A 25,578-nucleotide genomic window follows, 5' to 3' on the forward strand; every position below is an offset into this window, starting at 1 on the left:
CCCGGCCATGGAAACTATTTTAAGCCTAAAATAATTTCGCGCAAGTCCCCGTTGCTGGCTTGGCCGCGTCAAGACGATCGACCTAGTCGCCCCTGAAGACCGGCTTGACCTTGTTGGCGAATGCCTCGAAGGCCCGCTCGAAATCCGCGGTGGTCATGCACAACGCTTGGGCAACGGCCTCCGCCTCGATCGCCTCCTCCACCGACATCGCCCATTCCATGGCCAGCATCCGCTTGGTCATGGTATTGGCGAAAGTCGGACCTTCCGCGATCTGCTTCGCCAGAATTTGCGCCTGGGGCAGCACCTGCTCCGGCGTGACGATGCGGCTGAAGAAGCCCCAGCGCTCGCCCTCTTCCGCGGTCATGAACCGGCCGGTGTAGAGCAGCTCCGAAGCGCGCGACTGCCCGATGATCCGCGGCAGGATCGCGCAGGCCCCCATGTCGCAGCCGGCCAGCCCCACCTTGTTGAACAGGAACGCCACCTTGGCCCCGCTCGCCGCAAGGCGCATGTCGGATGCCATGGCGATGATCGCCCCGGCCCCGGCACAGATGCCCTCGACCGCGGCCACGATCGGCTGAGGGCACGCCCGCATCGCCTTGACGAGGTCGCCGGTCATCCGCGTGAAGGCGGTCAACCCCTTGGTGTCCATCTTCACGAGCGGGCCGATGATCTCGAACACGTCGCCGCCCGACGAGAAATTGCCGCCGGCACCGGTGACGACGATAGATTTGACCGCGTCGTCGAAGGCGCAGGCACGGAAGAAATCGGTCAGCTCCCGATAGCTTTCGAACGTCAGCGGATTCTTTCGTTCGGGGCGGTTGAGCGTGACCGTCGCAACGCCGTCGACCACAGCCAGCATAAAGTGTTGCGGCGAGTAGTCTGCAAGCGGCACGGTGACGGGATTGGCGGGTCTGCTCATGCGATCTCCTTGGCTTCTTTTTTCGCGACTGCACCAGGCACGCTAGACCTCGCCCCCGGCCACGGCAATCGCCTGCCCGGTGATTGCGCTCGCGCCCTCACCGCACAGCCAGAGAACCGCGTCTGCCACTTCCTGCGGCGTGATCAGGCGTCCTTGCGGGTTGTGTTTCGCGAGCTCTGCGATGGCTTGCTCGCGCGTCCGCCCCGTCTTCTTCATGATGTTCTCGATGCTGCTTGCGACGAGATCGGTGTCGGTGAAGCCGGGACACACTGCATTCACGGTCACATTGCTTCCAGCCATCTCGAGGGCGAGCGAACGCACGAGACCGACTACGGCGTGCTTTGCAGCAGCATACGCGCTGACATAGGCATAGCCCTTGAGCCCGGCCGTCGACGCGACCACGACGATACGGCCATAGGGGCGATCCTTCATGCCCGGCAGCACAGCCTGGACGGCACGCACGACGCCCATGAAATTGACATCCATCATGCGCGCAAAAAGGGCGGCATCCGATTTCGCGAACGGCGCCGATTCAGCACTGCCCGCATTGGCAATCAGGATGTCGATCGGCTTGCGCGCACCCGCTCCGGCAATGGCAGCTTTCAGGGACGCTTCGTTCGACACATCAGCGACGGCCGCAAAGTGCGCCGCACCTGCATTGACCGCCTCTTCGAGAACCGCCGCGTTCCGGCCAAGCACGGTTACGGTCGCGCCAGCGCCGACGAGAGAAGCAGCTATCGCGCGGCCGATGCCGCGACCGCCGCCGGTCACCAGCGCGTGCGGCGAGTGCGGCAATCCGGACATGCGGCGACTCCCTCGGATCTTGTGATCGCTCTTCCGATATATTTTAACCTTCAAATTTTTGCAACGAAAGCGGCGCTCGCCCCCGGAATGCCGCCGCACAGAAGCGGCCCGGAAATTGCTTTAAGTATAAAATTATCTCTTCCCATCCCCCACAGGCCTGTTAGCATCCACGGGCCAAGCAAAAGGATGTCGCGTGTCGCAGCCTGCGCCAATGATAACAAAGGACGGACGCTTCGCCTATGAAGCCGCGGGCGATCCGGGTGCGATACCCCTGATTTTCCTGCATGGCATTGGCGGCGCGGCGCGAAGCTGGCGGCGGCAGCTTGCCACGTTCGGCGACCGCTTCCACACGATCGCATGGGACATGCCGGGCTATGGCGGATCGGCGCCGCTCGCCAGCGTCAGCATCGCTGCCCTGGCCGATGCGCTTCAGCAATTCATCGAGCAGCTTGGCGCGGCCAAGCCTATTCTGGTCGGCCATTCCATCGGCGGCATGATCGTCCAGAAGTGGCTGGTGCAATCCCCCAAACTGGCACGCGCGGTCGTGCTGGCGCAGACCAGCCCTGCCTTCGGGAAGGCCGACGGCGATTGGCAGAAGTCATTCATCGCGGCACGGCTCGGGCCGCTCGATCGCGGGGAGACCATGAAGTCGCTGGCGCCAACGCTGGTGAAGGAGCTGGTCGGCGATGATCCCGATCCGAACGGGATGGAGCTGGCGCGCGAATGCATGGGGAGCGTGCCTGAGGCAAGCTATCGCGCCATGATGCTGGCTCTCATCGGCTTCGATCAGCGCAATACGCTTGGGGATATCTCCGTCCCCACGCTGCTGCTGTCCGGCTCCAAGGACAACAACGCGCCCGCCCCGATGATGGCAAAGACCGCGACCTATATCCCTGGGGCTGAATATGTCGAGCTAGCCGGCGTGGGCCATCTTGCCAATCTCGAACGCCCCGCCGCCTTTGACGAAGCTCTCGGCCGGTTTCTGAACTCTCTCGCGACCAAAGCCTAAGGTAACTGCGCGATGACCATGCAAGTCAGCAAGACTATTGGCACGACCACCAAGGTCGCGCTGGATGCGCCGATCTTCGATCCTGTCGCCTTCCGCCTGAGCGACGAGCAGGCCGGCATCGTTACGCGCGCCCGCGAGATCGGCCAGAGCGTGTTCGCCGCTCGCGCCGCGACCTACGATCGCGAGGCGATCTTCCCGACCGAGAATTATCGCGACCTGCATCGCGTCGGCCTGCTCGGCATTGCCGTCCCGAAGAAGCACGGCGGACTTGGCGCGAACTACCAGACCTATGCCTTGGCGGCCGCCGAGATCGGCCGCTATTGCGGCGCGACCGCGCTCACCTGGAACATGCATGTCTGCTCGACCCTGTGGTCGGGCCCCCTCGCCGACGATCTCGACATGGATGCAGAAACGCGCGCGGAGCACGAGCGGCGGCGCGCGGTTCACTACAAGCGCATCGTCGAGGACGGTGCGATCTACTCGCAACCCTTCTCCGAAGGTGGCGCGGCGGCGGCCGGCGGTGTCGCGTTCGGCACGGAAGCGAAGCCGGTTGCGGGGGGCTGGATCGTCAACGGCAAGAAGATCTTTGCCTCGCTCTCCGGCCACGCCGACTATTACGGCGTGCTTTGCACCGAGATCGAAGAAGGCGAGAAGGCCTCGCGCCGCAACACGCTTTACCTCGCCATCCCCGCAAAGTCGCAAGGCGTCTCGGTTGTCGGCGACTGGGATCCGCTCGGCATGCGGGGCACGGTCTCGCGGACGCTTCTGTTCAAGGACGTTTTCGTGCCGGAGGACTTCGCGCTGATGCCGCGTGGCGTCTATTTCCAGGCTGCGATGCGCTGGCCGCACATGTTCCTGACGCTGTCGCCGACCTATATGGGCCTCGCACAAGCCGCCTATGACTTCACCGTGCGCTACTTGCGCGGCGAGGTGCCGGGCATGCCTCCGGTCAAGCGGCGGATGTACCCGACCAAGCAGATCGCGGTCGCGCAGATGCAGATCAAGCTGGAGCAGATCAAGGGGATCTGGTTCCAGGCCGTCACCGAAGCCTGCGCCAATCCGAGCAAGGAGCAGGTGCTCCGGGCCTATGCCGCGCAATATTCGGTGATGGAAGGCGCCAATGAGCTCGCCGCGCTCGCGATCCGCACCTGCGGCGGTCAGGCCATGCTCAGGTCGCTGCCGCTCGAGCGGATCTATCGCGACAGCCGCTGCGGCTCGCTGATGCTGCCCTGGACCGCCGAACTCTGCCTCGACCGGATCGGGCGCGAAGCGCTGTACGAGGCCGGTGAAACGGACGACTGACGGTGGACCTCTGTAGCCTGATAGACCGCAACGCGGCGTTCGCTCCAGACAAGACGGCTATTTCCTTCGAAGGGAAGCGGCTGAGCTATGCGGCATTCGCCGCACGCATCGAGCGGACCGCGACAGCATTGAAGCAGGAGCTTGGCGTCGGCCGCGGCGACCGCGTCGCGATTCTGAGCCTGAACAGGCCCGATTATCTGGTGCTGCTCTACGCGTGCGCGCGGCTCGGGGCTATCCTGGTGCCACTGAACTGGCGGCTGGCTATCGCCGAGCAGCTGTTCATTCTCAGCGATGCCGGCGCCAAGGTTCTCTTGCTTGAGCAAGCCTTTGAGGGACTTCTTTCCACACTCGCGCAATCCGCACCGGGGACTGCCGTCGTCGGCCTCGATTTCGCACCGCCCGACGGCACAACGTTCGAAGGCCTGCTCGCCAAGAGCGACGGCACCAGCCGAAATCCGCACACCGATCTCTCGTGTCCGCTGCTCATCGTCTACACGTCGGGAACGACCGGGCGGCCGAAAGGCGCAGTGCTGCGCCAGGAGGCGCTGTTCTGGAACGGCGTCATGAGCCAGCACATGCACAACATGACGTCCGACGACCACGTGCTGACCGTGCTGCCGTTCTTCCACGTCGGCGGCCTCAACATCCAGACGACGCCGGCGCTCCAACTGGGCGCGGCGGTCACGATCCATGCGCGCTTTACCCCGGATACCGCGCTTGCGGCCATCGAACAGGAGCGGCCGACGCTCACGGTGCTGGTGCCTGCGATCATCCAGGCGGTGAGCGAGCATCCCGCCTGGGCGACCGCCGATCTTTCGTCACTCAAGGCCGTCGCAACAGGCTCGACCATCGTGCCTCCACACCTGATCGAGCGTTTTGTCGCGCGCGATGTCCCGGTGCTTCAGGTCTACGGCTCGACCGAGACCTGCCCGATCGCAATCTACACGAGGCTCGGCGGCGATCTTTCGCGCGTGGGATCGACCGGCCTTGCCGGCCTGTGTTGCGAGGCGAAGGTGGTCGATCAGGCTGGCAATGAGATGCCGGCGGGCACGCCGGGCGAGATCGCGGTGCGCGGGCCCAACGTGTTCTTTGAATATTGGGGCAACGAGGCCGCAACGCGCGACGCCTTGTACGACGGCTGGTATCGCACCGGCGATATCGGCCTGTGCGATGCAGACGGCTACTTCTGGGTCCGCGACCGCAGGAAGAACATGATCATATCCGGCGGGGAAAACGTCTACCCGGCCGAGGTCGAGCGCGTCCTGCTCGAACATCCTGATGTCAGCGAATGCGCCGTGATCGGCCGGCCGGACCCGCGCTGGGACGAGGTGCCGATCGCCTATGTCATTGCGAGATCCGGCTGCCGGCTCGAGGTGGACGAATTGAGGACGCACCTTCAAGCGCAACTCGCGCGCTACAAGGTTCCGCGCGAGATCGTCTTCGTCACCGATCTGCCGCGGACGGCGCTCGGCAAGGTCCAGCATTTCCTGCTGAAGCAGCTTGATGCGCAGTCCCGGACGCAAGGAGAAGCATCTTGAAGATTGCGGTTCTGGGCGGGGGGAACGGCTCTTTCGCGGCCGCGGGCGATTTTGCGCTGTCGGGGCATGAGGTGCGGCTATGGCGTCGCGATGCCGATCAGGTCGCGGCACATCGTGCCGCGGGGGCGCGCATCCTGGTCAAGGATCACAACGGCCGCCACGACGTGAAGCTCGCGCTGGTCACGACCGATATCGCCGAGGCGGTCAACGGCACGGAGCTGATCCTGTGCCCCGCCCCTGCCTTCGCACAGCCGGATATCGCCCGCCTGCTCGCCCCGCATCTGCGAGACGGCCACGTCGTGTTTCTGCCGCCGGCGACGTTCGGCTCGATGGTCTTCGCCCAAGCGGCGCGGGATGCCGGCAACCATGCCAAGGTGAGCTTTGCGGAGACCGGCACCCTGCCGTGGCTGACCCGCAAGCACGGACCATTCGAGGTCGCGATCACCATCCGCGCCAAGCGATTGCCAGTCGGTGTGTTCCCGCTCGACCAGGCGCCCCACGCGCTCGAAGTCATTGGACGCGCTTTCCCGGGCGTCATCGAGCCGTGCGGGGATGCGCTGTCCGGCGCGCTGATGAATGCAGGACCCATTATCCATCCGCCGCTGATCGTGATGAACGCGGGGCCGATCGAACATTTCGAACGTTGGGACATACACAAGGAAGGTACCCAAGCCGCGATCCGGCGGGTCACCGACGCGCTCGATGCCGAGCGGATCGCCGTGCGTGAGGCGCTCGGCTATAGTGCACCACATTTCCCGCTCGCTCATCACTACGCGAGAGAAGGCGAGATCTGGATGTATGGCCGCGGCTCGCACGACCGGCTGACCGATTCCGGCGACTGGCGCGAACGGATCGTGCTGAGCGAGCACCGCTACATGCGCGAGGATCTGCGGCTCGGGCTGTCGCTGCTGGTCTCCGTCGCAGGCCTTGCTGGCGTAGCCACACCGCTGGCCAAAGCGTTCCTGTCAATCGGCGGCGCGGTCTGCGGCGAGGATTTCGCGCAAGGTGGCCGAACGCTCGAAACGTTGGGGCTCGGCAATCTCAGGAAGGCTGAATTGCAGACGCTGCTTCGCAACGGATTCTGATCGATGACCAGTCGCGTCAATATCGCCTGTCTCGGGGCTGGCCGCATGGGGCGCGGCATCGCCGTCGCATTCGCCTATGCAGGCCACAGGGTCACGATGATCGACGTCAAGGCGCGCTCCGCGGAGGATTTCACCAAGCTGGAAGCGGACGCGCTCGGCGAGGTCAGGAAGACCTTTGCCAGCCTGTCGAAGCTGGGGCTCTTGACCGAGGCGGATGTCGATCCGCTCATCGCGCGCGTCTCGGTGGTCGCGGTCGGCGGAAGCGGTGCAGCTCTGTCCGAGGCCGGCATGGTCTTCGAGGGCGTTCCTGAGGTGGTCGAACTCAAGCGCGAGGTACTGGCGGCAGCGTCGCGACAAGTCGGCCCGGACACCATCATTGCATCGACGACATCGACGATCCTCGTCGATGATCTCTCCGGCGCGATCGTGAATCCTCGCCGCTTCCTCAATGTGCATTGGCTCAACCCGGCCTATCTGATCCCGCTGGTCGAGATTTCGCCCGGCAAGGCCACCGACCCGGCCGTCATCGACGAGGTCAAGGCGTTGCTCGAGGGCATCGGCAAGGTACCGGTTGTCTGCGCCGCCACACCCGGTTTCATCGTCCCGCGCATCCAGGCGCTGGCGATGAACGAAGCCGCACGCATGGTCGAAGAGGGCGTGGCCAGCGCTGAAGAGATCGACAAGGCGATCCGCTATGGCTTCGGCTTCCGCTATGCCGTGCTCGGGCTGCTCGAATTCATCGATTGGGGCGGCGGCGACATCCTATACTACGCGAGTAGGTATCTGGAAGGCGCGCTCGGCAGCGAGCGCTATCGGGCGCCGGACGTCATCTCACGCAACATGCACGAAGGCCGGATCGGCTTGCGCACGGGCGCAGGCTTTCTCGATTATTCCGGGCTCGACGTCGACGCTTATCGCGCGAAGCGGCTCCAGGCCATGGTCGATCTGCTCCGGCATTTCGGACTGGCGCGCCCCCCGGTGCTCGACCACAACTAGCCGAAGACGTCCTGGAGCACGCCCTCCCGGACCACCGCAACGCCGTCGAGCTCGATCGTCGTCCCCATCATCGGCAGGTCGAAATGTCCTGCCGTGTAGCGCCCTGCGAATTCATTCGCTCCGGTCGAGAACAGGAAATTGCCGGAGACGGCCCGAATCTCGGTGCCGTTGGTGTCGCGCTGGTCGTACATCGACAGCGCCTCGTAGCGCGCAGCCGGATTCATGCCGAAGCCGACATGCGACACGGCGTAGGCTTCGCGATCGCCCCAGGCGGCGAGATAGGCACGCATCATCGCAGCATCCGTGCCCTCCCCTTCCAATTCGACGACATAGTCGTCCTTCAACGTCATCTTCACAGGCGACGTCAGATAACGCTTGAAAGTGAGATTGATGTCGCCGGGCGCCATCACCAGCGTGCCGTTGATCGTTCCGCTCTTGGGAAAGCTGACGACGATTCCGCCGGGCCAATGCGCCAGGGTGCCGGGTTTGTCGGTCCAACCCCACACACCGACCGTGGAGGCGCCGACCATGTCGATGTCGAGCGCCGTTCCGGCCTTCGACGTCACCCGCATCCGCTTGGTCCCGCGTAGCAGCTTGGCCGCGGCGCGAACACGCTTCTCAAGCGCGGGATCCGGCACCATCCGTTCCAGCGCCTCGGGATGCTCGTTGGAGATCACCAGGATCCGCGCGCCGGCTTTGAGTATCTCAGGCGTCTCCACCGCGTGCATCAGGCCCTCGATGGTGCAATCCACCACGAAACCGGCCTGCTGCAGTGCGCCGATCACCGGTCCAAGGCGCTGGATCGCCTCGCTCGCTCCGGTCGAGCGAACCGGAACGATATTCCGGTTACGCGGCGTCGGCATCACCACATGAAAGGGCCGCGCTCCCATCCGCAGCAGGGCAAGCTCCGCCAGATGCACGTTCAACGCACGCGACTGGGTTTCCGAGAGGATCGCCGCGGTATCGCCGGCCTTGACGGCGCATCGCTCGAATATCTCGCAGAATGCGTCAATCCATTTCGCTTCGATGCGATCGGCCAGCATGGTTCTCTCCCGGTCTACAGAGTTCTTGTTTGTTATGCTTCGGGGAAGCCCCGGAGCAAGTACGAGCGCAGCGCTCCCAGCAGGCCGTTCAGGATCAGACCCAGCAGCGAGATCGTGATCAGGGGCACGAACATATCGACGGCCTGGAAGGTTCGGGCCGCCGTCACAAGTGCATGGCCCAATCCGTCCGTCGACGTGATCATCTCGGCCAGAAACACCACGATGCAGGAAATGACAAGGCCGATCCGGCATCCGGTCAGAATCGACGGCATCGCGGCCGGCAGCACCACTTTGAAGAGGATTTCATAGCGCGGCGTTCCTGCCGCCATGGCCGACCAGATCAGCTTCTGCTCGACGGTCGATGCACCGTAATAGGTGGAAAGCAGAATGGGAAACAACGCGTCCGCGGCCACCAATGTGATCTTGGATCCGTGGCCGAACCCGAGCAAGAGCAGGAGCGCCGGATAGAGGGCAACCTTGGGCAACGGCGCCAATACGCGGACGATAGGACGGACCACGGCGTTGATCGCGGGGTTGGCGGCAGCCGCGATACCGATGCTCACGCCTAGCACGACCGCAATCGCGAACCCCGCAAACAGCCGGATCAGCGTTGCCGCGATCTCCTGCTGAAACGCGAACGTCACGAGTTGCTGAAGCAGCCGGCCGAAGACGAACCCCGGCGGCGGCAGCAAGACCGCGGGCGCAAAGCCGAATGACACCAGGCCCTGCCATACCGCGATCACCAGCAGGATCGGGGCAATCCCAAGAAAGACGTTCGGAGAGAGAAAGCGCGACATCATGAGAAGCTCAGCGGCATGTCGAACTGCGGTTCGGACCAACGCACAAGTCTGGCACGAGCCTTTTCAAAAATCGCGTCGAGGAAAATTCCCATCGCCCCCACGATGATGATCATCGCGAAGACGGTGTCGTATTGGCCCATGTCGAGCGCATTGAACAGGATATTGCCGGCGCCAGATTGACGGGCAATCATCTCACTTGTGATCATCGTGATCAGCGCCAGCACCAATCCCGTGCGGCATCCGGTCAGGATTTCCGGCAGCGCCGCGGGCAGCACGATCCGCACCAGCCTTTGTGCGGGCGAAAGCCCCATCGCAGCACCTGACCACAGCATCTTCTCTTCGACGGCCTTGGCACCCTCGAAACTGTGGTAGATCACGGGGAGGCTGACGCCCAGAAAGATCACCAGTGTCTTGGTAACGTCGCCGACGCCCAGCCAAAGCATGATAATCGGCATCAAGGCGGCCTTCGGCACCGGATAAATCACCATCAGGAGTGGATTGAAGAAGGCCGCGACGCCCCGGCTGCGTCCCATCAACAGGCCCAGTGGAATCGAAACCAGCACCGCCACGCCGAACCCGACCGCCATGCGCCGAAGCGAAGCGAGGATGTTGATCAGGGACTCCTTGTCGCCGAGAATGTCCGGAATTGCCCGGATCGCTTCAATCGCCGTCGGGAAGCTGTCGTTCTTCAGCGCCAGCGAGGCAACCTGCCACACCGCCAACAATCCGATGCAGGCCAGCACCGGAGCAGCCCGCTTGGTCAACGCAGCCGGTGTCATCATGAGACAGGCCCGGCTTCGTCGCTCTCATCGAACATGCGCTCGATATCGACGACGTACTTCTGATAGCGGGGATCGAGCAACAGCTCCTTGCGGCGGCGCGGCCGCGGCAGATCAATGTCGATGACCTGCCGGATGCGGCCCGGAGATTTCGACATCATGACAACCTTGTCCGAGAGGAAGACGGCCTCGTCGACCGAATGAGTGACGAACAGCACCGTCTTGCGGTCGCGCTCCCAGATGGTCAGAAGATCGTTCTGCAGGCGAGTCCGGGTGTGCGCGTCGAGCGCGCCGAACGGCTCGTCCATCAGCAGAACTTCGGGATGGTAGGCGAGCGTGCGCGCCAGCGCCACGCGTTGCTTCATGCCGCCGGACAATTCCTTGGGGTAGAAACTCTCAAAGCCTTTGAGACCGACCATCTCGATCAGGGCCCGGCTCTGCGCTTCGGCCTCGGCGGCGCGCACACCTTGCTGGCGTGGGCCATACATCACATTTCCCAGCACGGTCTTCCAGGGAAACAAAGCAAACTCCTGGAACACCGGTCCGCGATCCGGACCGGGCCCGATAATCGCATGTCCCTTGATCTTCGCCATGCCGCTGGTCGGGCTGACAAAGCCGCCGACGATATAGAGCAGTGTCGACTTGCCGCAGCCGGACGGACCAAGGATTGAGACGAAGGCTCCCTCCTCAATCGTCAGCGAGATGTCCGACAGCGCCAAATGATCCTTGCGCGCCGAGGTCTGAAAGACCTGCGAGACGCGATCGATCTCGATGATTGCGGAAGCCGGCTCTTGTGATGTCACCGGTCTCATCCATTCGCTCGATCTCGCAGCCACTACCGTCATCCCGTATCTCGTCTCACTCGCGCGAACATTCAGCGGCACGAGCTTAGCAAGAAACCTGCCAGACAGGCCGTCGCCTTCGCACACGTGCGGTGCGTCATTCGAACCACGGCCATTCTGCCGGGCCTTCATGCGTAACGGCTCCGCCCGGCGCTTGGCCGACCAGTCGCGCATATTTTGCGAGCGCACCTGCACGGTGACGGGGCGGACGTTGCTTCCAATCGCGCCGCCGCGCGGCGAGCTCCTGCTCGTCGAGCAGGACATCCATCCGCCGATTTGCGGCATCAATCCGGATCCTGTCACCGTCGCGGACAAGCGCCAGCGGACCGCCAACAAATGCCTCGGGGGCCACATAGCCGATGCACATGCCGCGGGTCGCGCCGGAGAACCGGCCATCGGTGATCAGCGCCACTTTTTCGCCCATGCCCTGCCCGTAGATCAGCGCGGTGACGCCGAGCATTTCGCGCATACCGGGGCCGCCGACCGGCCCTTCGTTGCGGATCACAAGAATCTCGCCCGCCTTGTAGCTACGGTCACGAACCGCTTTGACGCAGGCTTCCTCATCCTCGAAAACGCGTGCGACGCCCTCGAAGAACTGGTTCTTCAAACCGGCAACCTTGATCACCGCACCGTCCGGACAGAGGTTGCCCTTCAGAACTGCAACGCCCCCATCTGGCATGATAGGCGCACGAGACGCGTAAACGACCTCGCCATCGGGCGCATTGGCCGCACCATATTCCTCGGCAAGCGTTCGGCCCGTGATGGTGATACAGCTGCCCTCGATATGCCCGCTCTGGATCAGCTCGCGGATCACCACCGCCGCGCCGCCGATGTCGTAGACGTCTTTCGCCGTGTATTTGCCCCCAGGCCGCAGATTTCCGATCAGCGGCGTCCTGGCAAATACCTCGCCCACATCCTCGATCGTGAATGCAATGCCGGCCTCGTTCGCGATGGCAGGAAGGTGCAGCGCGGCGTTGGTCGAGCCGCCCGTCGCGGCCACGATCGCCGCGCCGTTCTCCAGGGATTTGCGCGTCACGATATCGCGCGGCAGCGGTCCACCACGCTCCAGCATCGCCATGATCAGCCGCCCGGCTCGTCGTGATATCTGCGCCCGCTCGGCATAGACACCAGGCACCATCGAGACGTTGGGAATGGTCAGGCCCATCGCCTCCGACACCATTCCCATGGTGTTTGCAGTGAACTGACCGGCGCATGCGCCGATTGTCGGCAAGCAGGCGCGCTCGATCCGCTCGAGCGTGGCGCCGTCGATCTCGCCGGTCATGAAGCTGCCGACAGCCTCGTAGGAGTCCAGCACCGTCAACGTTCGACCGTCCACACGGCCCGGCAGCGAGCTGCCGCCATAGATGAAAATGGACGGCACGTTGCAGCGAACCATACCCATCATCACGCCGGGAAGCGTCTTGTCGCATCCGCCATACCCGATCAGCGCATCGTAGGCCAGCCCATGCACGACGGCTTCGATCGAATCGGCAATCAGCTCCCGCGAGAACAGAGAGAACTTCATTCCCTCGTGGTTCATGCTGATGCCATCGGAAACCGAGACGGTCGAGAACTCACGCGGCGTTCCGCCGGCCTCCTCGATCCCGGTCTTGGCGGCAGCCACCTGGAAGTCGTGCGTCATGTTACAGGGCGTCTGCTCGCCCTTCATGCTGACGATGCCCACCATCGGTTTGGCGATCGCAGCGTCGTCCAGCCCCATGGCGCGCATGAATGCACGATGCGGGGCTCGGTCGAGCCCGTCTGTGGTGACGCGTGATCGCAACTTCTTCATATGTGCATCTTCTTCCTGCAGCGTCCCGGACGATCCGGAACGCTGCGATCTCACGCTCGATCGTTCGCCCGCTTCTATTGCAGCGGAGCGACGATCGTCTGATGCTTGAACTGCGCGACATCCAGCTTAGGCAGCATTCCTGTCTCCGCATAGATGTCCAGCATCTTCTGGATCGCGGGGAAGTTTGGTGCTGCGCCTGGATCGCGACCGAAATCATTGTCCTTGAGTAGATAGGTCTCGAGCACCGGAACAGGCGCCTTCAGCACCTCCGATACGACCTTCAAGGTCTCTTCACGGTTCGCCAGCGCCTTCTTCATGCCTGACGTGATGTCGCGGACATAGGCTTTGACCAGCTCAGGATTCTTGTCGACGAAATCGGCACGGCAGGCTTCCAGGATGTGCACGATGTTCGGCATGGCCTGGGACAGCGAGAACAGCTTCCTTGTGCCGCCCTTGGCCTCCGCGCGTGCGGCAAACGGCTGGTTCATGTTGACCGCATCGACGCGGCCTTGGCGCAGCGCGTCCTCGGAGACGGCAAAGCCGACCTCGACCAGCTTGATGTCCTTGGCCGGATCGACGCCATTCTGCTTCAAGAGCAGGTTGAATGGCCCTTGCGTGCCGCCACCGATCACGGAAATGCCGACCGTCTTGCCCTTGAGATCGGCGATTGTCTTGATGGGCGAGTCATCCTTGACCGCCCAGTAGACCGAGAAGCCGCCGGGCTTCTCGAAAACGTGCTGCGCCACGATATAGGCCTTGAGATTGCCACCGACCACGCCGTTGGCGAGCGACAGCGGCGCCTGCGTCGCGCAATCCAACGCACCGGCCGCCAATGCCTGCGTCATCGGCGCGGTGCCCTGAAATTGGGTCCATTCGATGTTGTAGGTCTTACCGATACTGGGAAATTCGGTCGGCCGGCGCATCATCCAGTACTTGGATTCCTCGGCCGGGATCGTCCAACCGACGCGGATCGTCTGCTGCCCCCATGACGGGCTTGCCCCCGCGCTCACGGCTGCTGCCGCCCCCAAAGCCAGGATCCATTTCGACACGGTTCGCATCGTACCCACTCCGCTGCTCTGGCGCCGACCGGCGCCCCCAACCCGACCGCCTCAAATGTTTCATGGTTCAAACAATCAGGCAAGCCATGCGAGCCGGGCGGTTTTGCCCTCGGATGCACAATGTATGGTAAAGGGGCCGTCGCATTGCGACAGAAGGAGGCAACCTATGGCTGATGAGAGCAAGGCAAACTCGCAAGGCACCGAGAGGCTCGGCTATCTCGGCCTTGGACTCATGGGGGCGCCGATGACCCGACGTCTGCTCGCAGCCGGCTATCAGGTCGCAGTCTGGAACCGCTCAGAGGGCAAGATCGCTCCGCTCGCCGAGGCCGGCGCCGCGCGTGCGGTCAAGCCTCGTGATCTTCTGGTAAACTCGGACATCGTCTTCATGTGCGTGACGGATGCGGCGGCGGTCGAAGAGGTGATCTTCGGGCCTGAAGGTCTGGCGGCGGCGCCTGGCGCAGGTAAGCTTGTCGTCGACTTCTCCTCGATACATCCCGACGCGGCGCGCGATCTCGCAACGCGACTGAAAGACGCGAACGGCGCGGGCTGGATCGATGCGCCGGTGTCCGGGGGCACGAAGGGCGCCGAGGAAGGCACGCTCGCCATCATGGCGGGCGGGGAAGCTGGCGACATCGAGAGGGTGCGGCCCTATGTGCTGGCCATGGCGCGCAGGTTCACTCACATGGGCCCGGTCGGCGCCGGCCAGACCACAAAGCTGTGTAACCAGGTGATCGTCGGATGCGCGATGGCCGTCCTCGCGGAAGCAGCCCGCCTTGCCGTGAACGCCGGAATTGACGCCAACCGGTTGCCCGAAGCGCTCGCCGGCGGCTTTGCGGATTCCATCCCGCTCCAGCTGTTCGTTCCGCGGATGGTCCAGGGCATTCACAACCCGCCGCTCGGTCACATCGCCACGATGCTCAAGGACCTCGATACGGTCGCCGATGTCGCCCAGGCGACGTCGACCCCGGTGCCGATGGCCACCCTTGCCGGACAACTTTTCCGGCTGGCGAAGGCCGCGCGAGGTGCGGAAGCGGACGCGCTGGAGATCTACAAGCTTTCGGGGCCGGAGCGCCAGGCCGTCTAGGCGACCTGAAGCGCGTTACGGCGCCTTCTTGCGTTCATCGTCGGCCATGAAGCGGCCGAACGCCCCCCGTGCGAAGAGCAGCGGCTCCTTCGCATTGTAGGTGTAGGCCTCGACCGCGCCGAGAAAGATCACGTGGTCGCCGCCATAGTAGCGATTCACGGAGCGGCATTGAAAGTTGGCAACGCTCTCGGCGAGCACTGGCGCGTTGCCGAGGCCTGGCGCCCAGTCCACGCCGGTGAACTTGTCGTCCGACGATTTTGCGAATTTGTTCGCAAGCGCCTGTTGCGAAGCACCAAGCACGTTGACCGTGAAATGGCTGGCGTTCTGGAAGATGGTCAGGCTCGAGGAATAGACGACGAGGCTCCACAGAACCAGCGGCGGGTTCAGAGAGACCGAGGCGAACGAATTGCACGTCAGTCCGTAGGGCTTGCCGTCAGCCGCTGCCGCCGTGATGATCGTCACGCCCGTTGCATAGGTTCCGAGCGCGTTGCGAAAATCGCGGGGATCGATCAGCGAGTTGTCGCTCGCGAACTCGTTGGCGGGATCGGGAGCGCGGGGCTGCTTCGGCAGATCATTCATCGGCCGACCTCACAGCGTGAGATTCTCGGACGGCAGGCCGAGCGCCACCCGTCCATAGTTGGTGCCAGCCGCATCGAAGTTGAACGCGAGATGCGAGTTGATCGCGTGCGCATCGCGGAACTGCCGCTGCAACATGCCGCTCGTGAACAGACCGCGCGCGCCACTCGCGGCAAACAGCATCGAGACCGCGTCCGTGCACAAGTTCACTGAGAAAGATCCGTCGCGCCGGTATCTGGTCTTGGTCGCCATGTCAGGGATATGGCCGCGCCATGCGTCCGTCATGGCATCGAGGCAGGCCGACCGCATGATCAGGCGTGCGGCGTCGATCTTCGCCGAGGCCTCTGCGATCTTGATCTGCGTGCTTTGAAAATCGCTCAGCTTGGCGCGATTGTAGGTTGAAATGCGATGACGCGCGACCTCTGTGTAATCGTCGAGGCACGCCTGCGCGTTCCCCAGCGCGACACCGGAGAGGACGTAAGGGAATAGCGAGAACACGGGTAACGCATACAGCGGATTCGGATTGACCTTGCTTCCCGGTGTCGGGCCACCTGAAAGGTCACCGACAGCGACCGTCATGTGGTCGGCCACGAAGGCGTCCCGGACTTCCACGTCGCAAGACCCCGTCCCGCGCAATCCTGCGACATTCCAGGTGTCCAGCACCTTGTAATCGCCCTTCGGCAGCAGGAAGATTCGATACTCGATGCCGTCCGCCTCGTCCTCGGAGTAGACCACGCTTGCAAGCATGTTCCATTCGCAGGAGGCAACGCCCGAGGAGAACGGCCAACTGCCGTGCAGCCGGTATCCGCCCGCGACCCGCGTGGCGCGTCCTGCGGGAAAAATGAACGAGGATGCGATCAGCGCGTCCGGATCACGGCCCCAGACCAGATCCTGCGCCCTTTGGTCGAACATCCCGAGCATCCAGTGATGGCTCGCCAGGTTGGCGAGATTCCAGGCTACCGACGCATCCGCCTGCCCGAGCAGTTCAGCGCAATCGACGAGGGCGACATAGTCGAGCTCGGCGCCCCCGATCCGGGCCGGTTGGAGCATCCGGAACAGGCCAGCGTCATGGAGGTCCTTTTCGGTCTCCGGCGGAAGACGCCGCAGCTCCTCCGTCCGCGCGGCGCGCTCGCGCAGTCGGGGCAATAGCGCTCGAGCCTTCGCAATCATTGCCGCATAGACTTCTCCGCCAGCTTGCTGTCCGGTGGGCTGAATCATGCGCGGCTCCTGACCGAGCGCCATTCGTGTCCCTCGCTTTCACACATTTATGCGGCGAGACCTTCTCTAAATCAAGCCGAGGCAACGTCCTCAAGCTGGCGTCGGAGGCTTGGCCGAGCCAAAGGCGCCCTTCTCGGCAAATTGGGCAATGCGACGTTCGTCGTAACCGAGCGTATCATGCAGGACCTGCTTCGTATGCTGACCCAATAGAGGTGCCGCAACGGGATCGATCGCGCCGGTCAGGCCCATGGTAATCGGGGGCTCGATGTTGGGCACCCATTCCGCTGTAGGGTGCGGAATCCGGTTCAAGCGATGGCGCTCGCGCGCCTCGGGTGCATTGAACCCCTCCTCGACCGTGCGGAGGTAGCCGACCGGAATATTGGCCAGCTTCATCTTCGCCATCCAGTTCTCGAGCGTATCGCCTGCAAAGACCTCTGCAATGGCTGCCCGCAAGAGCTCCTTGTTTTCCGAACGCGCCTTGCGCGTGGCAAACTGCGGATCGGTGATGAGGTCAGGTCGGTTCAGGACCTCCACCACGAGCCGGCGGTAGAGCCGATCGTTGGCGCAGGCCATGTAGAGCGGCCCGTCGGAGGCCTCATAGACCCCGACCGTGGGAGACCCGCTGGGCGAATTGCCGAACCGGCCGGGGTTTTCGCCGTTGATGAGATAGGCCATGCCGTAGAAGCCGGTCATCCCCATCGCAACGTCGAACAGGGCTACTTCGACATGCTGGCCGCGGCCGAGCCGGTCCCGCGCCAGCAGCGCCAGCAGGATCGCGTTGCAGGCGGACATCCCTGTTGCCATGTCCACGATGGGCGGGCCGGTACGGACCGCCGGGCCGTCGGCAAATCCATTGAGCGACATGAAGCCACTTTCCGCCTGGGTGATGGGATCGAAGCCGGGCCGCGAAGCAAACGGGCCGGTGCGTCCATAGGCGGAGATCGAGCAATAGACCAGCCGCGGGTTGAGCGGCGCGACCGACTCATAGTCGAGCCCGAACCTCTTCATCACCCCGCTCGAAAAGTTCTCCACGACCACATCTGCCTTGCGGATCAGCTCCAGCGCGATCTCTCGGGCCTCCGGCACGGCAAGGTCGAGCGCAATGCCGCGCTTGTTGCGGTTCAGGCTGAGATAGGCGGCGCTTTCGCCGCCAATCTCGGCATGCTCATAGACGCGCGTGTCGTCGCCGCCGTCGGGGTTCTCGATCTTGATGACGTGGGCGCCATAATCGGCGAGCGTCTGGGTGCAGGCCGGGCCGGCGACCACGCGCGTGAAATCGACGACCAGCAGACCATCGAGCGCAGTCGGCCCTCCAGTCCCTCGCGACGAACGCACCGGCAATTGAGGCTTGGTGGGCATCGATAGCGCTCCCTTACATCGGCTTATGGCCGCCGAATTTCCGCAAGAGCAAACTTAAAGCCCGGCGCTGCCGACTTCGCAAGTGCTTCGCCCGCATCGCCCAAATACGCAAAAAGGGCCCGGCAGCCACCAGGCTGCCGGGCCCTGTGATATTCCGGGCACATAGGCTGCGTGACGTCTCGCGCTGGCTATTCACCGTTGCCACGTTCCGCATTACGGGAAACCCCGCTCCATTCTCTCAGCGAAGCCACTTTCGCCAGTAAAGCGTGTGCGACCAGGCCCACGGCGATTCGGGTTCATAGAGCCGATAGCCCGCCTGGATGAAATTATTGGCAGATATCGGATTGTCCGTCGTATCGGAAACGATGCTCTCCCATCCCGCGCGCCGTCCCCGCGCCTCGACGACGCGCATGAGCCTACGCTGGAGGCCGCGCCCCCAACGCCGCTGCAAGACCCCGACCCTGGAGAAATAGCCGCCATTTCGAACGTGCGTCGACGGCACAACACCAGCGAAGGCGACCGCGTCATCACCGTGATAAGCCAGCCACCACGCGCCAAGATCGAACTCGGGCATAGCTGCGGCATCGAAGAACGTGAGTTGATGCAGATCGGCTAAGGTGTCGGCAACGTCATCATCGGACGGATCGACAATACGAATTCTATACATGGCGTGGCTCATTGCGGCAAAGACCGAGATCGGGTGCGCGGCGACGTCACCATCGCCGGAAGCTCACTTGCCCAGCACGACCTTGACACCGAGCCAGACGGCTCCCATGAAACCGGTGGCAAGCACCGTGATCACCGCCTTGAAGGTGTAGCTCTGCGCCTGCTCCACGCTCTTTCGCCACCTGCGCAAGTGCTGGAAATCTGCGCGCAGCTCCTTTCGGTCGTCATCTTCGATTCCCAAAGAGGCGAGCACCGACGCCACCGCCTTCAGTACGATCGCATCGATGCTCTCCTGCTGGAGCCTGTGCTGCTGGGCCATCGTCTCGGCCACAATGGCCTTGATCTCGTCGTCCGCCATCTTCATCGCTTGATGATCCTCGCAACATTCTCGAAGCCGCGCTTGGCGAAATAGAATGAGACCACGAGATTGGCTGTGATCGCCGCAAACCCCGCCAGAGCGTCCGTCGAGCCCAATCCGAGAACCTTGTCCCAGACCAGGAGCTTGGCGAAATAGAGCGCGACGCAATAACCCATCAGCTTGTCCGGCTCATACCAGTGCCCGATCTCGGCGATGCGGTACTGCATGACGGCGTTGGCCTCGGCCGTCTGCGAGGCAATCTCGCTCGCCGCGAGATCTGCCGCGATTTTGCTATCGACATTGCCGGCCTTGAGCTTGGCCTGGTAGGCGTCGATCAGCCCCTTGATGACCGGGCCGCCAAGGAAACTGAGGATGGCCATCCACATCCTAGAGCGTCCGGCGCCGGGCGATTTCGGTCAACACGCCCGCGGTCGCAACCGCGAGCAGCATCTTGAACGCAGAATTTGCGTCCATGCTTGCGAGCTGCGTGAAATCGTAGCCGGAGAACGCCGCGATCAGGCCGGCGCCGAGCACTCCCAGGACATACTGAATGCGAGCCCAGAGGATCGTCACGGAATCTTTGAACCAGGCCTTAACCCTCTCGAACGCGATGGTCATGACTTCCTCTTGAAGATGGCGGTGAAGACGGTGGCGATGAACGCGCCGATGGAGCGCTTGGAGGGGTTGCCGACGGAAGGTGCCTCGTGCGGTGCTTGCGGCGCCGACGGCGCGACCTTCGTGCCCGTGAATGAAATCGTGGGATCGATCGCCATCATCGAGAGCAGCATCGCGACGCAGCCGAGCTGCTGATCGACATGGCTCGGATCGTACCGACCATCAGCGACATATTTTCCGGACTTGTATTGATCGGTGCCCGCCCAGAGGTACGGACTCGGAATGCCCTTGCTGGCGTAACCAAGACCATTGTACATCTCCAGCGCGATCAGAACGCCGGCAAGAGACCAATCCTTGCGCTTCGCAAGATACGGGTGGCAATTGAGCAGCGCATCGATCGCTGCTTCTTCCCACGAGTTGAACGGACCGCGCCCGGCCGGAACGTGGACCGAGACCCTATTCCAGGGATCGCCCTGGGCCAGCGACCGGCCCCAATTCTGCGAGGACTCCCGCTGGTGGATGACGGCGATAACGGCCCACGGGACGCCGGTCCTGGCCTCGACCGCGCGATAACGGGCCTTCGCCGCCATCAACGACGTCGCAACGTTCTCGCTGAGCATCTTCCGCGTCAGCTTGGCATTTTGCCAGCGCAATAGGTTCGCCCACGTGAGGGCGTCGAAATCTACCATGATGTCTCCGAAAAAAAAGCCGCCCGAAGGCGGCGCAACTAGGCGGCGACGATGCGCCCCTTTATGGCGAACAGATCTGGTGGATCGTATCGCTTGAACTGGTCTGCAATCTTCAAATCAGGCGGCGGCTCTCCAACCACCGAACTCTCTTCCAGGATCGTGAAGCCGGCTTCGCAGAACATCCTCACATAATCACTGTGACGGAGGCGGTTCACGTACTGCTTGCCACTGTTGAACGGCCGCCACTCCTTGTCCGAATAGCGCAAGAAGTTCAGGCGAGAGACAGACTTGTCCGACCGCGCATAATGATCGCTGTAGTCGATCGAGTGCGTCGTAAGCCCCTTGGTAACTGCACGCAGCCCCTTGAGCAGAATAGCCAGTTGATCTGTCGGCACATGCTCCAGCACTTCGTTCGAACATGAGCAATCGACCGGCTCATCATCCGAGCCTACGTAATGCGGTGCGAGATACTTCACCCCGAACCGTTCAAGATCATCCCAACTCAACAACTTGACGTGACCGGTCAGGATGTGGTCAGCCGCGTGCTGGATCAGATCCAGCTTGCCAAGCCGCTCAACGTCGCAGGTTACGACTTTCGCCACCCCTAGACGACGTAAGGCGATCGGTACGGCTAGATCGCGGCCGGAGCCAACCTCAAGGACAGAACTCGGAGTTCCGCCCACGTGACGAGCGTAATCCTCAATGGCCCGACGCGCGATACCGGCCAGAGCGTCTAAGGTCTTGGTCCTCCGCGGCCAGTTCCTTGTGACGTGGCGCTGCAAAAAGTAGTGAGCATGAGCACCGCCAGGGAGCTCAAGGGCACGAAACGCTAACGCTTTAAGACGCCAGTCCATCCCCACTTCTAACTCGCGAAGCGGCGGATATGCAACCAAAAGCCACCACTAAATGATCCGGAGCAGCTTGTTCGCAACGATGGTTGGTTGAACGGTCACGACTGGCGTGCTGGTACCGCCTTGGGCTGCGCCCGTAAACGTCGGCTGGATGAAACTGGTGCTCGTAAGCTGCCCGCCGCCAGAATTCAGGATGTTGGTGACCACAGTCTGCGAACCGCCCACCGCGCCGTTGCTAATGGTGGACCACTGGAAATTTGCTGCGCCGCCGCTGTTCGTGCCGGACGGCGTATATGGCGGCAAGTTCGCGGTAATCAGCGTGCGTGACTGAGCGCCACCAGCCTCGCCAAGGGTATCTCCAAATCCGGCAGTGGCGTCGGTCAACCGGCTCGCGGCTGAGCCGCCCATAGTATCAACCCCGGCCACAACGCGACCGCGGAGATCCGGGATGTTAAACGTCGTTGAGCCGTCGCCAGAGCCATACGTAGTGCCGAACATGGAGAACAGGAACGAATAGGTTGTTCGCGATATCGCCTGACCGTAGGCAAGCACAAACGAGCTATTCGGCGCCGACGCCCCCCAGAAGTCAATGCTGGCGCCGATCGGGATGGAATACGGATTGCCGAAGAACCCATGAAGATAGAACGCTGCATCGCTCGAATTGTAAAGCGCTGCATAAGGGGTGCCCTGCACCAGAACGCCAGCCGGCAATTCAACCGAGGGCGCCGACCAAAGCGGCTTTGCACCAAGACCATCTACATTGATCGTCACCGTCGCACCGTTCGTGGCATGCGGTGTGAACGCGATCACTTGACCGTTCAACTGCGAGACCGACTGAAACACCTGATAAGTATTGACCGCGTAGGCCGTACTGCTACCGGTCGTCACGATCGCACCAGCGACGTCATCACGGTACTTGGCAATCGCTGCCATCATCGCGCGGGCCGAGTCGTTGACACTGGAGGGGGATTGCCCCTCCGCCCAGTTGATCGTCGAATCTGCCGTGGCGTCGGCGGACGCCGTCTGAGACCATTTGTAGAGAGTCATCCTGTATCCTTGATGTGAAGAGCAATGCCGTGGCTCGCCATCGCCTGGTTCGATGATTCGCTGCTGCCGTCAGTCCGGCGTTTTCTTCTCTCGGCCGTAGAGCTCGAGGTACTGGGCGCAGCGACACGACGGCGCCCGGGCTGTCAGGAGGTTGCGGATCACGCCTGCGGGGACGCCGGGGCTTTCGCCTGCGATTCGGGCCACGCGCGCGTCGATGATCCCGTCGATCTCGGCTCGCAGCTCCTCAATGCGATCTTCAATCCTGGTCACGCGTTGCAACTTCGTTGCCATTGGTCTTTCCGTCCTTCGTTTCAGCCTGAAATGCCGCCAGCTTCTGGCGGACGGAGGCAGCATCGTTCTGTGCGCGCCGGAGCGCGCGTTCGCGCTGTGCCTCGTGTGAGGCGAGATGAACCTGGATGTCGTAGGGTAATGCGGCGAACCGTTGCTTGAACGGTCCCGGCCAGGACCGAGGCGGCGGGATGGCCGCAATCGCATTAATCGCGCCTGCCGCCGCACCGCCGAGAGTGGGATCCGCGAGACCCGACGATATGTGCATCCGCGATATGTCCTGTACCGCCGGCCAGAGCCGATCCATGCCGAGCGCGGCACAGTCGGTCACAAAGCGCGCCACCGACGCAGGCGTCGCCGGACAGGCCGACACACCGTTCAGCTCACACCATTTGACGAACATCGGCGCGTCGCGCAGGCGCGCCTGCGCGAGCGCCGTCAGCAGCGGGTGGGTCATCGCTTGGCCTTGCGCAGCGCCTCATGGAGGTCGCCCATGCGCCGGCGCAAATCGACGAGTTGAATGCGTCGTCTCAAACTGTGCGGGCTCGAATCGATCTCGGTCAGGGTGCGCGCCTTCGACGTCTTCCTGGTCGTGGGCAAGCGGACCGGTGCACGCTCGGGCTCACATGCGATGTTTTCCTCGCTCACGAGAACGTCTCCCACAGCACGATGGCAACGAGGCCCGCGACGGCCAGCGATATCAGATAAGCGGTCATCTTCTCTCCTTGTGAAGAAAATGCGCGGCAGATCGCGACAAGACGCGATCGTTTCGGGCGCGAACCCTATCTCCGGTCCCGGAGACCGCAGCGGCGCGGGCAGCGGGCCCTGCGCCGCGGGCCGGCACGTTCGCGCGTGCACGGCCAGCAATGGTTCGGACGGCGGCGCGCCGATGGGCGCTCCAAGTTTGACGAGTGCGTGGCCGCAATGCGTTGCCGCCGTCCGATTCCGAAATCGAGAACGAAAAAACCCGCGGCGGATGTCTCCGCGCGGGTCAACCAAACTCGTCTCGATGATGCCATCATGCCGGTGTTTTGCCCGACGTGTCAAACCATGTTTTGTGCGCGATTGTCGTCGCACGAGGCGGACATGAAAAAGCCCGCTGCAGATTGCTCCGCGCGGGCCAACCAAACTCGTTTCGATGATGCCATTCTGCCAGTGTTTTGCCCGACGTGTCAACGCGGCGAGCGCTGAAGCGGAAGCCCCTCCTCCCGGCTCAATATGTGGTTCGCAAGGGGCTTGCTTCAAGCCCCCGATGATCGCGTAGAAGCCTCGACCCAACAACGAGCCGAGGGGTCACGACATGCCTGTATCGCTTCCGACATCCCCGTCGCGCGGCCGAAAGCGCGCAAGTCGCGCGGCAGCCACCGGCCATGCGGTCATCATCGCCGGCGGCGGCCCGACTGGGCTGATGCTGGCCGCGGAGCTTGCGCTGGCGCATATCGACGTCGCCGTGGTCGAGCGACGCGCCAACCAGGAGCTGGTCGAGACGCGCGCCGGTGGACTGCACGCACGCAGCATCGAGATCCTCGATCAGCGCGGCGTCGCCGAGCGCTTCCTGCGCGAAGGACAAATCACCCAGCTTGCAGGCTTCGCCTGGACGCGGCTCGACATCAGCGACCTCCCCACAAGGCACGCCTACGGGCTCGCGCTGCGACAGAACCACATCGAGCGCCTCCTGGCCGACTGGGTCGCGGAGCTCGCGGTCCCGGTTTATCGCAACGCCGAGGTGACGAGCTTCGCGCAGGACGAGGCCGGCGTCGACGTCACGCTCTCCGGCGGCGAGACGTTGCGCGCAAATTATCTCGTCGGCTGCGACGGCGGCCGCAGCGTGGTGCGCAAGACCGCCGGCATCGATTTCGCCGGTTTCGATCCGACGCTCAGCAATCTCATGGCCGAAGTCGAGATGCGCGAGGAGCCGGAATTCGGCCTGCGTCACGACGCGCTGGGCTTTCACGGCCTCAGCAAGACGGAGAGCGGGCGCGTGCTGGTCGTCGTGACGGAGGCGACGCTCGATCGCAACGGCCAGCCCACCTTGCGCGATCTCAGTGAGGCCCTCGTCGCCGTGTACGGCACCGACTTCGGTCTGCACAGCGCCAACTGGATCTCCCGCTTCACCGATGCGGCGCGGCAGGCTGCATCCTATCGCAGGGAACGCGTGCTGCTCGCCGGCGATGCCGCGCACATCCATCACTCCGTGGGCGGCCAGGGCCTCAACACCGGCCTGCAGGACGCGGTCAATCTCGGCTGGAAGCTAGCGCAGGTCGTCAAGGGCATTTCGCCTGACAGCCTGCTCGACACCTACCACGCCGAGCGCCATCCCGTCGCAGCTCGCGTGCTGCGCAACACCAGGGCGCAGATCGCCCTGCTCCGCCGCGCCGACGACGGCCTCAAGGCCGCGCGCGACGTCGTGTCCGAGCTTCTCGCCATGGACGAGCCGCGCAAGCGTTTTGGCGCGATGATGAGCGGGCTCGACATCCGCTATGATCTCGGTGAAGGCCACGCCCTGCTCGGACGCCGCATGCCCGATCTCGATTTGATGGTCGACGGACAGAAGCTGAGACTGTTCGCGCTGCTGCACAGCGCGCGCGGCCTGTTGCTCAATCTTGGCGAGCGCGGCGGCATCAACATCGCTCCTTTGGCAGATCGCATCGCGTTGGTCGATGCCGATTGCGACGGCGCATGGGAGCTTCCGGCCATTGGACAAGTCGCCGCGCCCAAGGCCGTGCTCGTGCGGCCCGATGGCCATGTGGCCTGGGTGGGAGACGAGAACCGATGCGGACTTGCGGTGGCGCTGACGACGTGGTTCGGGACGGGTGGTGCATAAAGCACGAACGTCTCAAGCGCCGCCAAAACAAAAGCC

General features: G+C 63.3%; 28 protein-coding genes. 7 read left to right on the forward strand and 21 right to left on the reverse strand.

Annotated elements, in window-relative coordinates; all coding sequences use genetic code 11:
- Positions 1-82 precede the first annotated feature (82 nt).
- Positions 83-919 carry an enoyl-CoA hydratase family protein gene (locus tag ACM42_RS36980; protein WP_035672506.1) on the reverse strand — a complete coding sequence of 279 codons (837 nt, stop codon included), beginning with the start codon at positions 917-919 and terminating at the stop codon, positions 83-85.
- Positions 920-961: 42 nt separating this feature from the next.
- Positions 962-1,723, reverse strand: a complete 762-nt coding sequence (locus ACM42_RS36985; RefSeq protein ID WP_271533735.1) for an SDR family NAD(P)-dependent oxidoreductase — start codon at positions 1,721-1,723, stop codon at positions 962-964.
- A gap of 211 nt (positions 1,724-1,934) precedes the next feature.
- On the opposite strand from ACM42_RS36985, the gene ACM42_RS36990 reads away from it, so the two are divergent.
- From ACM42_RS36990 to ACM42_RS37010, 5 genes are read left to right on the forward strand one after another with little or no spacing between them, the layout of a single operon-like run.
- Complete coding sequence (locus tag ACM42_RS36990; protein WP_271533379.1) at positions 1,935-2,732, forward strand: alpha/beta fold hydrolase; 798 nt, start codon at positions 1,935-1,937, stop codon at positions 2,730-2,732.
- A 12-nt stretch (positions 2,733-2,744) separates the two neighbouring features.
- Complete coding sequence (locus tag ACM42_RS36995) at positions 2,745-4,034, forward strand: acyl-CoA dehydrogenase family protein (protein ID WP_271533380.1); 1,290 nt, start codon at positions 2,745-2,747, stop codon at positions 4,032-4,034.
- Between the two features lie 2 nt (positions 4,035-4,036).
- A complete protein-coding gene (locus tag ACM42_RS37000; protein ID WP_271533381.1) occupies positions 4,037-5,572 on the forward strand; it encodes a class I adenylate-forming enzyme family protein in 1,536 nt (511 codons plus the stop codon).
- Positions 5,569-6,657: an NAD/NADP-dependent octopine/nopaline dehydrogenase family protein gene (locus tag ACM42_RS37005; RefSeq protein WP_271533382.1), complete on the forward strand. Its 1,089-nt coding sequence runs from the start codon at positions 5,569-5,571 to the stop codon at positions 6,655-6,657. Before ACM42_RS37000 ends, ACM42_RS37005 begins: the two co-directional genes overlap by 4 nt.
- 3 nt (positions 6,658-6,660) lie before the next feature.
- Entirely contained in the window at positions 6,661-7,653 is a 993-nt protein-coding gene (locus ACM42_RS37010) for a 3-hydroxybutyryl-CoA dehydrogenase (protein WP_271533383.1), read from the forward strand.
- Here ACM42_RS37010 and ACM42_RS37015 read toward each other — a convergent pair.
- From ACM42_RS37015 to ACM42_RS37040, 6 genes are all read right to left on the reverse strand, one after another.
- Positions 7,650-8,696 carry a peptidase M29 gene (locus ACM42_RS37015; RefSeq protein WP_271533384.1) on the reverse strand — a complete coding sequence of 349 codons (1,047 nt, stop codon included), beginning with the start codon at positions 8,694-8,696 and terminating at the stop codon, positions 7,650-7,652. The two genes, ACM42_RS37010 and ACM42_RS37015, sit on opposite strands and share 4 nt — an antisense overlap.
- 32 nt (positions 8,697-8,728) lie before the next feature.
- Positions 8,729-9,496 carry an ABC transporter permease gene (locus tag ACM42_RS37020; protein ID WP_271533385.1) on the reverse strand — a complete coding sequence of 256 codons (768 nt, stop codon included), beginning with the start codon at positions 9,494-9,496 and terminating at the stop codon, positions 8,729-8,731.
- Complete coding sequence (locus tag ACM42_RS37025) at positions 9,493-10,278, reverse strand: ABC transporter permease (RefSeq protein WP_271533386.1); 786 nt, start codon at positions 10,276-10,278, stop codon at positions 9,493-9,495. The genes ACM42_RS37020 and ACM42_RS37025 overlap by 4 nt, the downstream gene beginning before the upstream one ends.
- A complete protein-coding gene (locus ACM42_RS37030; RefSeq protein WP_442868967.1) occupies positions 10,275-11,120 on the reverse strand; it encodes an ABC transporter ATP-binding protein in 846 nt (281 codons plus the stop codon). Before ACM42_RS37030 ends, ACM42_RS37025 begins: the two co-directional genes overlap by 4 nt.
- A gap of 94 nt (positions 11,121-11,214) precedes the next feature.
- Positions 11,215-12,909: a dihydroxy-acid dehydratase gene (ilvD, locus tag ACM42_RS37035; protein ID WP_271533387.1), complete on the reverse strand. Its 1,695-nt coding sequence runs from the start codon at positions 12,907-12,909 to the stop codon at positions 11,215-11,217.
- 74 nt (positions 12,910-12,983) lie between these two features.
- A complete protein-coding gene (locus ACM42_RS37040) occupies positions 12,984-13,967 on the reverse strand; it encodes an ABC transporter substrate-binding protein (protein ID WP_271533388.1) in 984 nt (327 codons plus the stop codon).
- A 166-nt stretch (positions 13,968-14,133) separates the two neighbouring features.
- Between ACM42_RS37040 and ACM42_RS37045 the strand changes: the two genes are divergently transcribed.
- Positions 14,134-15,051, forward strand: coding sequence for an NAD(P)-dependent oxidoreductase (locus ACM42_RS37045; protein ID WP_271533389.1), 918 nt, complete (start codon positions 14,134-14,136; stop codon positions 15,049-15,051).
- 15 nt (positions 15,052-15,066) lie between these two features.
- Here the strand turns inward: ACM42_RS37045 and ACM42_RS37050 are convergent, their stop codons facing one another.
- The 13 genes from ACM42_RS37050 to ACM42_RS37110 all read right to left on the reverse strand — a co-directional run bounded on the left by ACM42_RS37050 (position 15,067) and on the right by ACM42_RS37110 (position 23,366).
- Positions 15,067-15,630, reverse strand: coding sequence for a flavin reductase family protein (locus tag ACM42_RS37050; RefSeq protein WP_271533390.1), 564 nt, complete (start codon positions 15,628-15,630; stop codon positions 15,067-15,069).
- Positions 15,631-15,639: 9 nt separating this feature from the next.
- Complete coding sequence (locus tag ACM42_RS37055; protein WP_271533391.1) at positions 15,640-16,845, reverse strand: acyl-CoA dehydrogenase family protein; 1,206 nt, start codon at positions 16,843-16,845, stop codon at positions 15,640-15,642.
- 90 nt (positions 16,846-16,935) lie between these two features.
- Positions 16,936-18,204: a CaiB/BaiF CoA transferase family protein gene (locus tag ACM42_RS37060; protein WP_271533392.1), complete on the reverse strand. Its 1,269-nt coding sequence runs from the start codon at positions 18,202-18,204 to the stop codon at positions 16,936-16,938.
- A gap of 238 nt (positions 18,205-18,442) precedes the next feature.
- Positions 18,443-18,871 carry a GNAT family N-acetyltransferase gene (locus ACM42_RS37065; RefSeq protein WP_271533393.1) on the reverse strand — a complete coding sequence of 143 codons (429 nt, stop codon included), beginning with the start codon at positions 18,869-18,871 and terminating at the stop codon, positions 18,443-18,445.
- A gap of 63 nt (positions 18,872-18,934) precedes the next feature.
- Positions 18,935-19,234: a hypothetical protein gene (locus ACM42_RS37070; RefSeq protein WP_271533394.1), complete on the reverse strand. Its 300-nt coding sequence runs from the start codon at positions 19,232-19,234 to the stop codon at positions 18,935-18,937.
- On the reverse strand, positions 19,231-19,614 hold the full coding sequence (locus ACM42_RS37075) for a hypothetical protein (protein WP_271533395.1): 384 nt from the start codon (positions 19,612-19,614) through the stop codon (positions 19,231-19,233). Before ACM42_RS37075 ends, ACM42_RS37070 begins: the two co-directional genes overlap by 4 nt.
- A 1-nt stretch (position 19,615) precedes the next feature.
- Positions 19,616-19,846, reverse strand: a complete 231-nt coding sequence (locus tag ACM42_RS37080; protein ID WP_271533396.1) for a hypothetical protein — start codon at positions 19,844-19,846, stop codon at positions 19,616-19,618.
- On the reverse strand, positions 19,843-20,532 hold the full coding sequence (locus ACM42_RS37085; protein WP_271533397.1) for a hypothetical protein: 690 nt from the start codon (positions 20,530-20,532) through the stop codon (positions 19,843-19,845). The genes ACM42_RS37080 and ACM42_RS37085 overlap by 4 nt, the downstream gene beginning before the upstream one ends.
- Before the next feature lie 38 nt (positions 20,533-20,570).
- The gene (locus tag ACM42_RS37090) at positions 20,571-21,386 is read right to left on the reverse strand and encodes a class I SAM-dependent methyltransferase (RefSeq protein WP_271533398.1); all 816 of its coding nucleotides are present in this window, start codon (positions 21,384-21,386) and stop codon (positions 20,571-20,573) included.
- Positions 21,387-21,434: 48 nt separating this feature from the next.
- Positions 21,435-22,430: a phage tail protein gene (locus ACM42_RS37095; protein WP_271533399.1), complete on the reverse strand. Its 996-nt coding sequence runs from the start codon at positions 22,428-22,430 to the stop codon at positions 21,435-21,437.
- Between the two features lie 69 nt (positions 22,431-22,499).
- The gene (locus tag ACM42_RS37100) at positions 22,500-22,721 is read right to left on the reverse strand and encodes a hypothetical protein (protein ID WP_271533400.1); all 222 of its coding nucleotides are present in this window, start codon (positions 22,719-22,721) and stop codon (positions 22,500-22,502) included.
- Positions 22,687-23,175 (reverse strand): hypothetical protein, encoded by a 489-nt coding sequence (locus tag ACM42_RS37105; RefSeq protein ID WP_271533401.1) that lies wholly within the window; start codon positions 23,173-23,175, stop codon positions 22,687-22,689. Before ACM42_RS37105 ends, ACM42_RS37100 begins: the two co-directional genes overlap by 35 nt.
- A complete protein-coding gene (locus ACM42_RS37110) occupies positions 23,172-23,366 on the reverse strand; it encodes a hypothetical protein (protein WP_271533402.1) in 195 nt (64 codons plus the stop codon). Before ACM42_RS37110 ends, ACM42_RS37105 begins: the two co-directional genes overlap by 4 nt.
- Positions 23,367-24,018: 652 nt before the next feature.
- On the opposite strand from ACM42_RS37110, the gene ACM42_RS37115 reads away from it, so the two are divergent.
- Positions 24,019-25,542 carry an FAD-dependent monooxygenase gene (locus tag ACM42_RS37115; RefSeq protein WP_271533403.1) on the forward strand — a complete coding sequence of 508 codons (1,524 nt, stop codon included), beginning with the start codon at positions 24,019-24,021 and terminating at the stop codon, positions 25,540-25,542.
- The last annotated feature ends 36 nt before the right edge of the window (positions 25,543-25,578 follow it).

The organism is Bradyrhizobium sp. CCBAU 25338 (assembly GCF_028128965.1).
Taxonomy (GTDB): Bacteria; Pseudomonadota; Alphaproteobacteria; order Rhizobiales; family Xanthobacteraceae; genus Bradyrhizobium; species Bradyrhizobium liaoningense.

What these genes read in the sequence shown, in the direction of transcription:
- ACM42_RS36980 (WP_035672506.1), bottom strand. Translation starts at nt 919, where the DNA reads ATGAGCAGACCCGCCAATCCCGTCACCGTGCCGCTTGCAGACTACTCG.
- ACM42_RS36985 (WP_271533735.1), bottom strand. Translation starts at nt 1,723, where the DNA reads ATGTCCGGATTGCCGCACTCGCCGCACGCGCTGGTGACCGGCGGCGGT.
- ACM42_RS36990 (WP_271533379.1), top strand. Translation starts at nt 1,935, where the DNA reads ATGATAACAAAGGACGGACGCTTCGCCTATGAAGCCGCGGGCGATCCG.
- ACM42_RS36995 (WP_271533380.1), top strand. Translation starts at nt 2,745, where the DNA reads ATGACCATGCAAGTCAGCAAGACTATTGGCACGACCACCAAGGTCGCG.
- ACM42_RS37010 (WP_271533383.1), top strand. Translation starts at nt 6,661, where the DNA reads ATGACCAGTCGCGTCAATATCGCCTGTCTCGGGGCTGGCCGCATGGGG.
- ACM42_RS37015 (WP_271533384.1), bottom strand. Translation starts at nt 8,696, where the DNA reads ATGCTGGCCGATCGCATCGAAGCGAAATGGATTGACGCATTCTGCGAG.
- ACM42_RS37020 (WP_271533385.1), bottom strand. Translation starts at nt 9,496, where the DNA reads ATGATGTCGCGCTTTCTCTCTCCGAACGTCTTTCTTGGGATTGCCCCG.
- ACM42_RS37025 (WP_271533386.1), bottom strand. Translation starts at nt 10,278, where the DNA reads ATGATGACACCGGCTGCGTTGACCAAGCGGGCTGCTCCGGTGCTGGCC.
- ACM42_RS37030 (WP_442868967.1), bottom strand. Translation starts at nt 11,120, where the DNA reads ATGACGGTAGTGGCTGCGAGATCGAGCGAATGGATGAGACCGGTGACA.
- ilvD (WP_271533387.1), bottom strand. Translation starts at nt 12,909, where the DNA reads ATGAAGAAGTTGCGATCACGCGTCACCACAGACGGGCTCGACCGAGCC.
- ACM42_RS37040 (WP_271533388.1), bottom strand. Translation starts at nt 13,967, where the DNA reads ATGCGAACCGTGTCGAAATGGATCCTGGCTTTGGGGGCGGCAGCAGCC.
- ACM42_RS37045 (WP_271533389.1), top strand. Translation starts at nt 14,134, where the DNA reads ATGGCTGATGAGAGCAAGGCAAACTCGCAAGGCACCGAGAGGCTCGGC.
- ACM42_RS37050 (WP_271533390.1), bottom strand. Translation starts at nt 15,630, where the DNA reads ATGAATGATCTGCCGAAGCAGCCCCGCGCTCCCGATCCCGCCAACGAG.
- ACM42_RS37055 (WP_271533391.1), bottom strand. Translation starts at nt 16,845, where the DNA reads ATGATTCAGCCCACCGGACAGCAAGCTGGCGGAGAAGTCTATGCGGCA.
- ACM42_RS37060 (WP_271533392.1), bottom strand. Translation starts at nt 18,204, where the DNA reads ATGCCCACCAAGCCTCAATTGCCGGTGCGTTCGTCGCGAGGGACTGGA.
- ACM42_RS37065 (WP_271533393.1), bottom strand. Translation starts at nt 18,871, where the DNA reads ATGTATAGAATTCGTATTGTCGATCCGTCCGATGATGACGTTGCCGAC.
- ACM42_RS37070 (WP_271533394.1), bottom strand. Translation starts at nt 19,234, where the DNA reads ATGAAGATGGCGGACGACGAGATCAAGGCCATTGTGGCCGAGACGATG.
- ACM42_RS37075 (WP_271533395.1), bottom strand. Translation starts at nt 19,614, where the DNA reads ATGTGGATGGCCATCCTCAGTTTCCTTGGCGGCCCGGTCATCAAGGGG.
- ACM42_RS37080 (WP_271533396.1), bottom strand. Translation starts at nt 19,846, where the DNA reads ATGACCATCGCGTTCGAGAGGGTTAAGGCCTGGTTCAAAGATTCCGTG.
- ACM42_RS37085 (WP_271533397.1), bottom strand. Translation starts at nt 20,532, where the DNA reads ATGGTAGATTTCGACGCCCTCACGTGGGCGAACCTATTGCGCTGGCAA.
- ACM42_RS37090 (WP_271533398.1), bottom strand. Translation starts at nt 21,386, where the DNA reads ATGGACTGGCGTCTTAAAGCGTTAGCGTTTCGTGCCCTTGAGCTCCCT.
- ACM42_RS37095 (WP_271533399.1), bottom strand. Translation starts at nt 22,430, where the DNA reads ATGACTCTCTACAAATGGTCTCAGACGGCGTCCGCCGACGCCACGGCA.
- ACM42_RS37100 (WP_271533400.1), bottom strand. Translation starts at nt 22,721, where the DNA reads ATGGCAACGAAGTTGCAACGCGTGACCAGGATTGAAGATCGCATTGAG.
- ACM42_RS37105 (WP_271533401.1), bottom strand. Translation starts at nt 23,175, where the DNA reads ATGACCCACCCGCTGCTGACGGCGCTCGCGCAGGCGCGCCTGCGCGAC.
- ACM42_RS37115 (WP_271533403.1), top strand. Translation starts at nt 24,019, where the DNA reads ATGCCTGTATCGCTTCCGACATCCCCGTCGCGCGGCCGAAAGCGCGCA.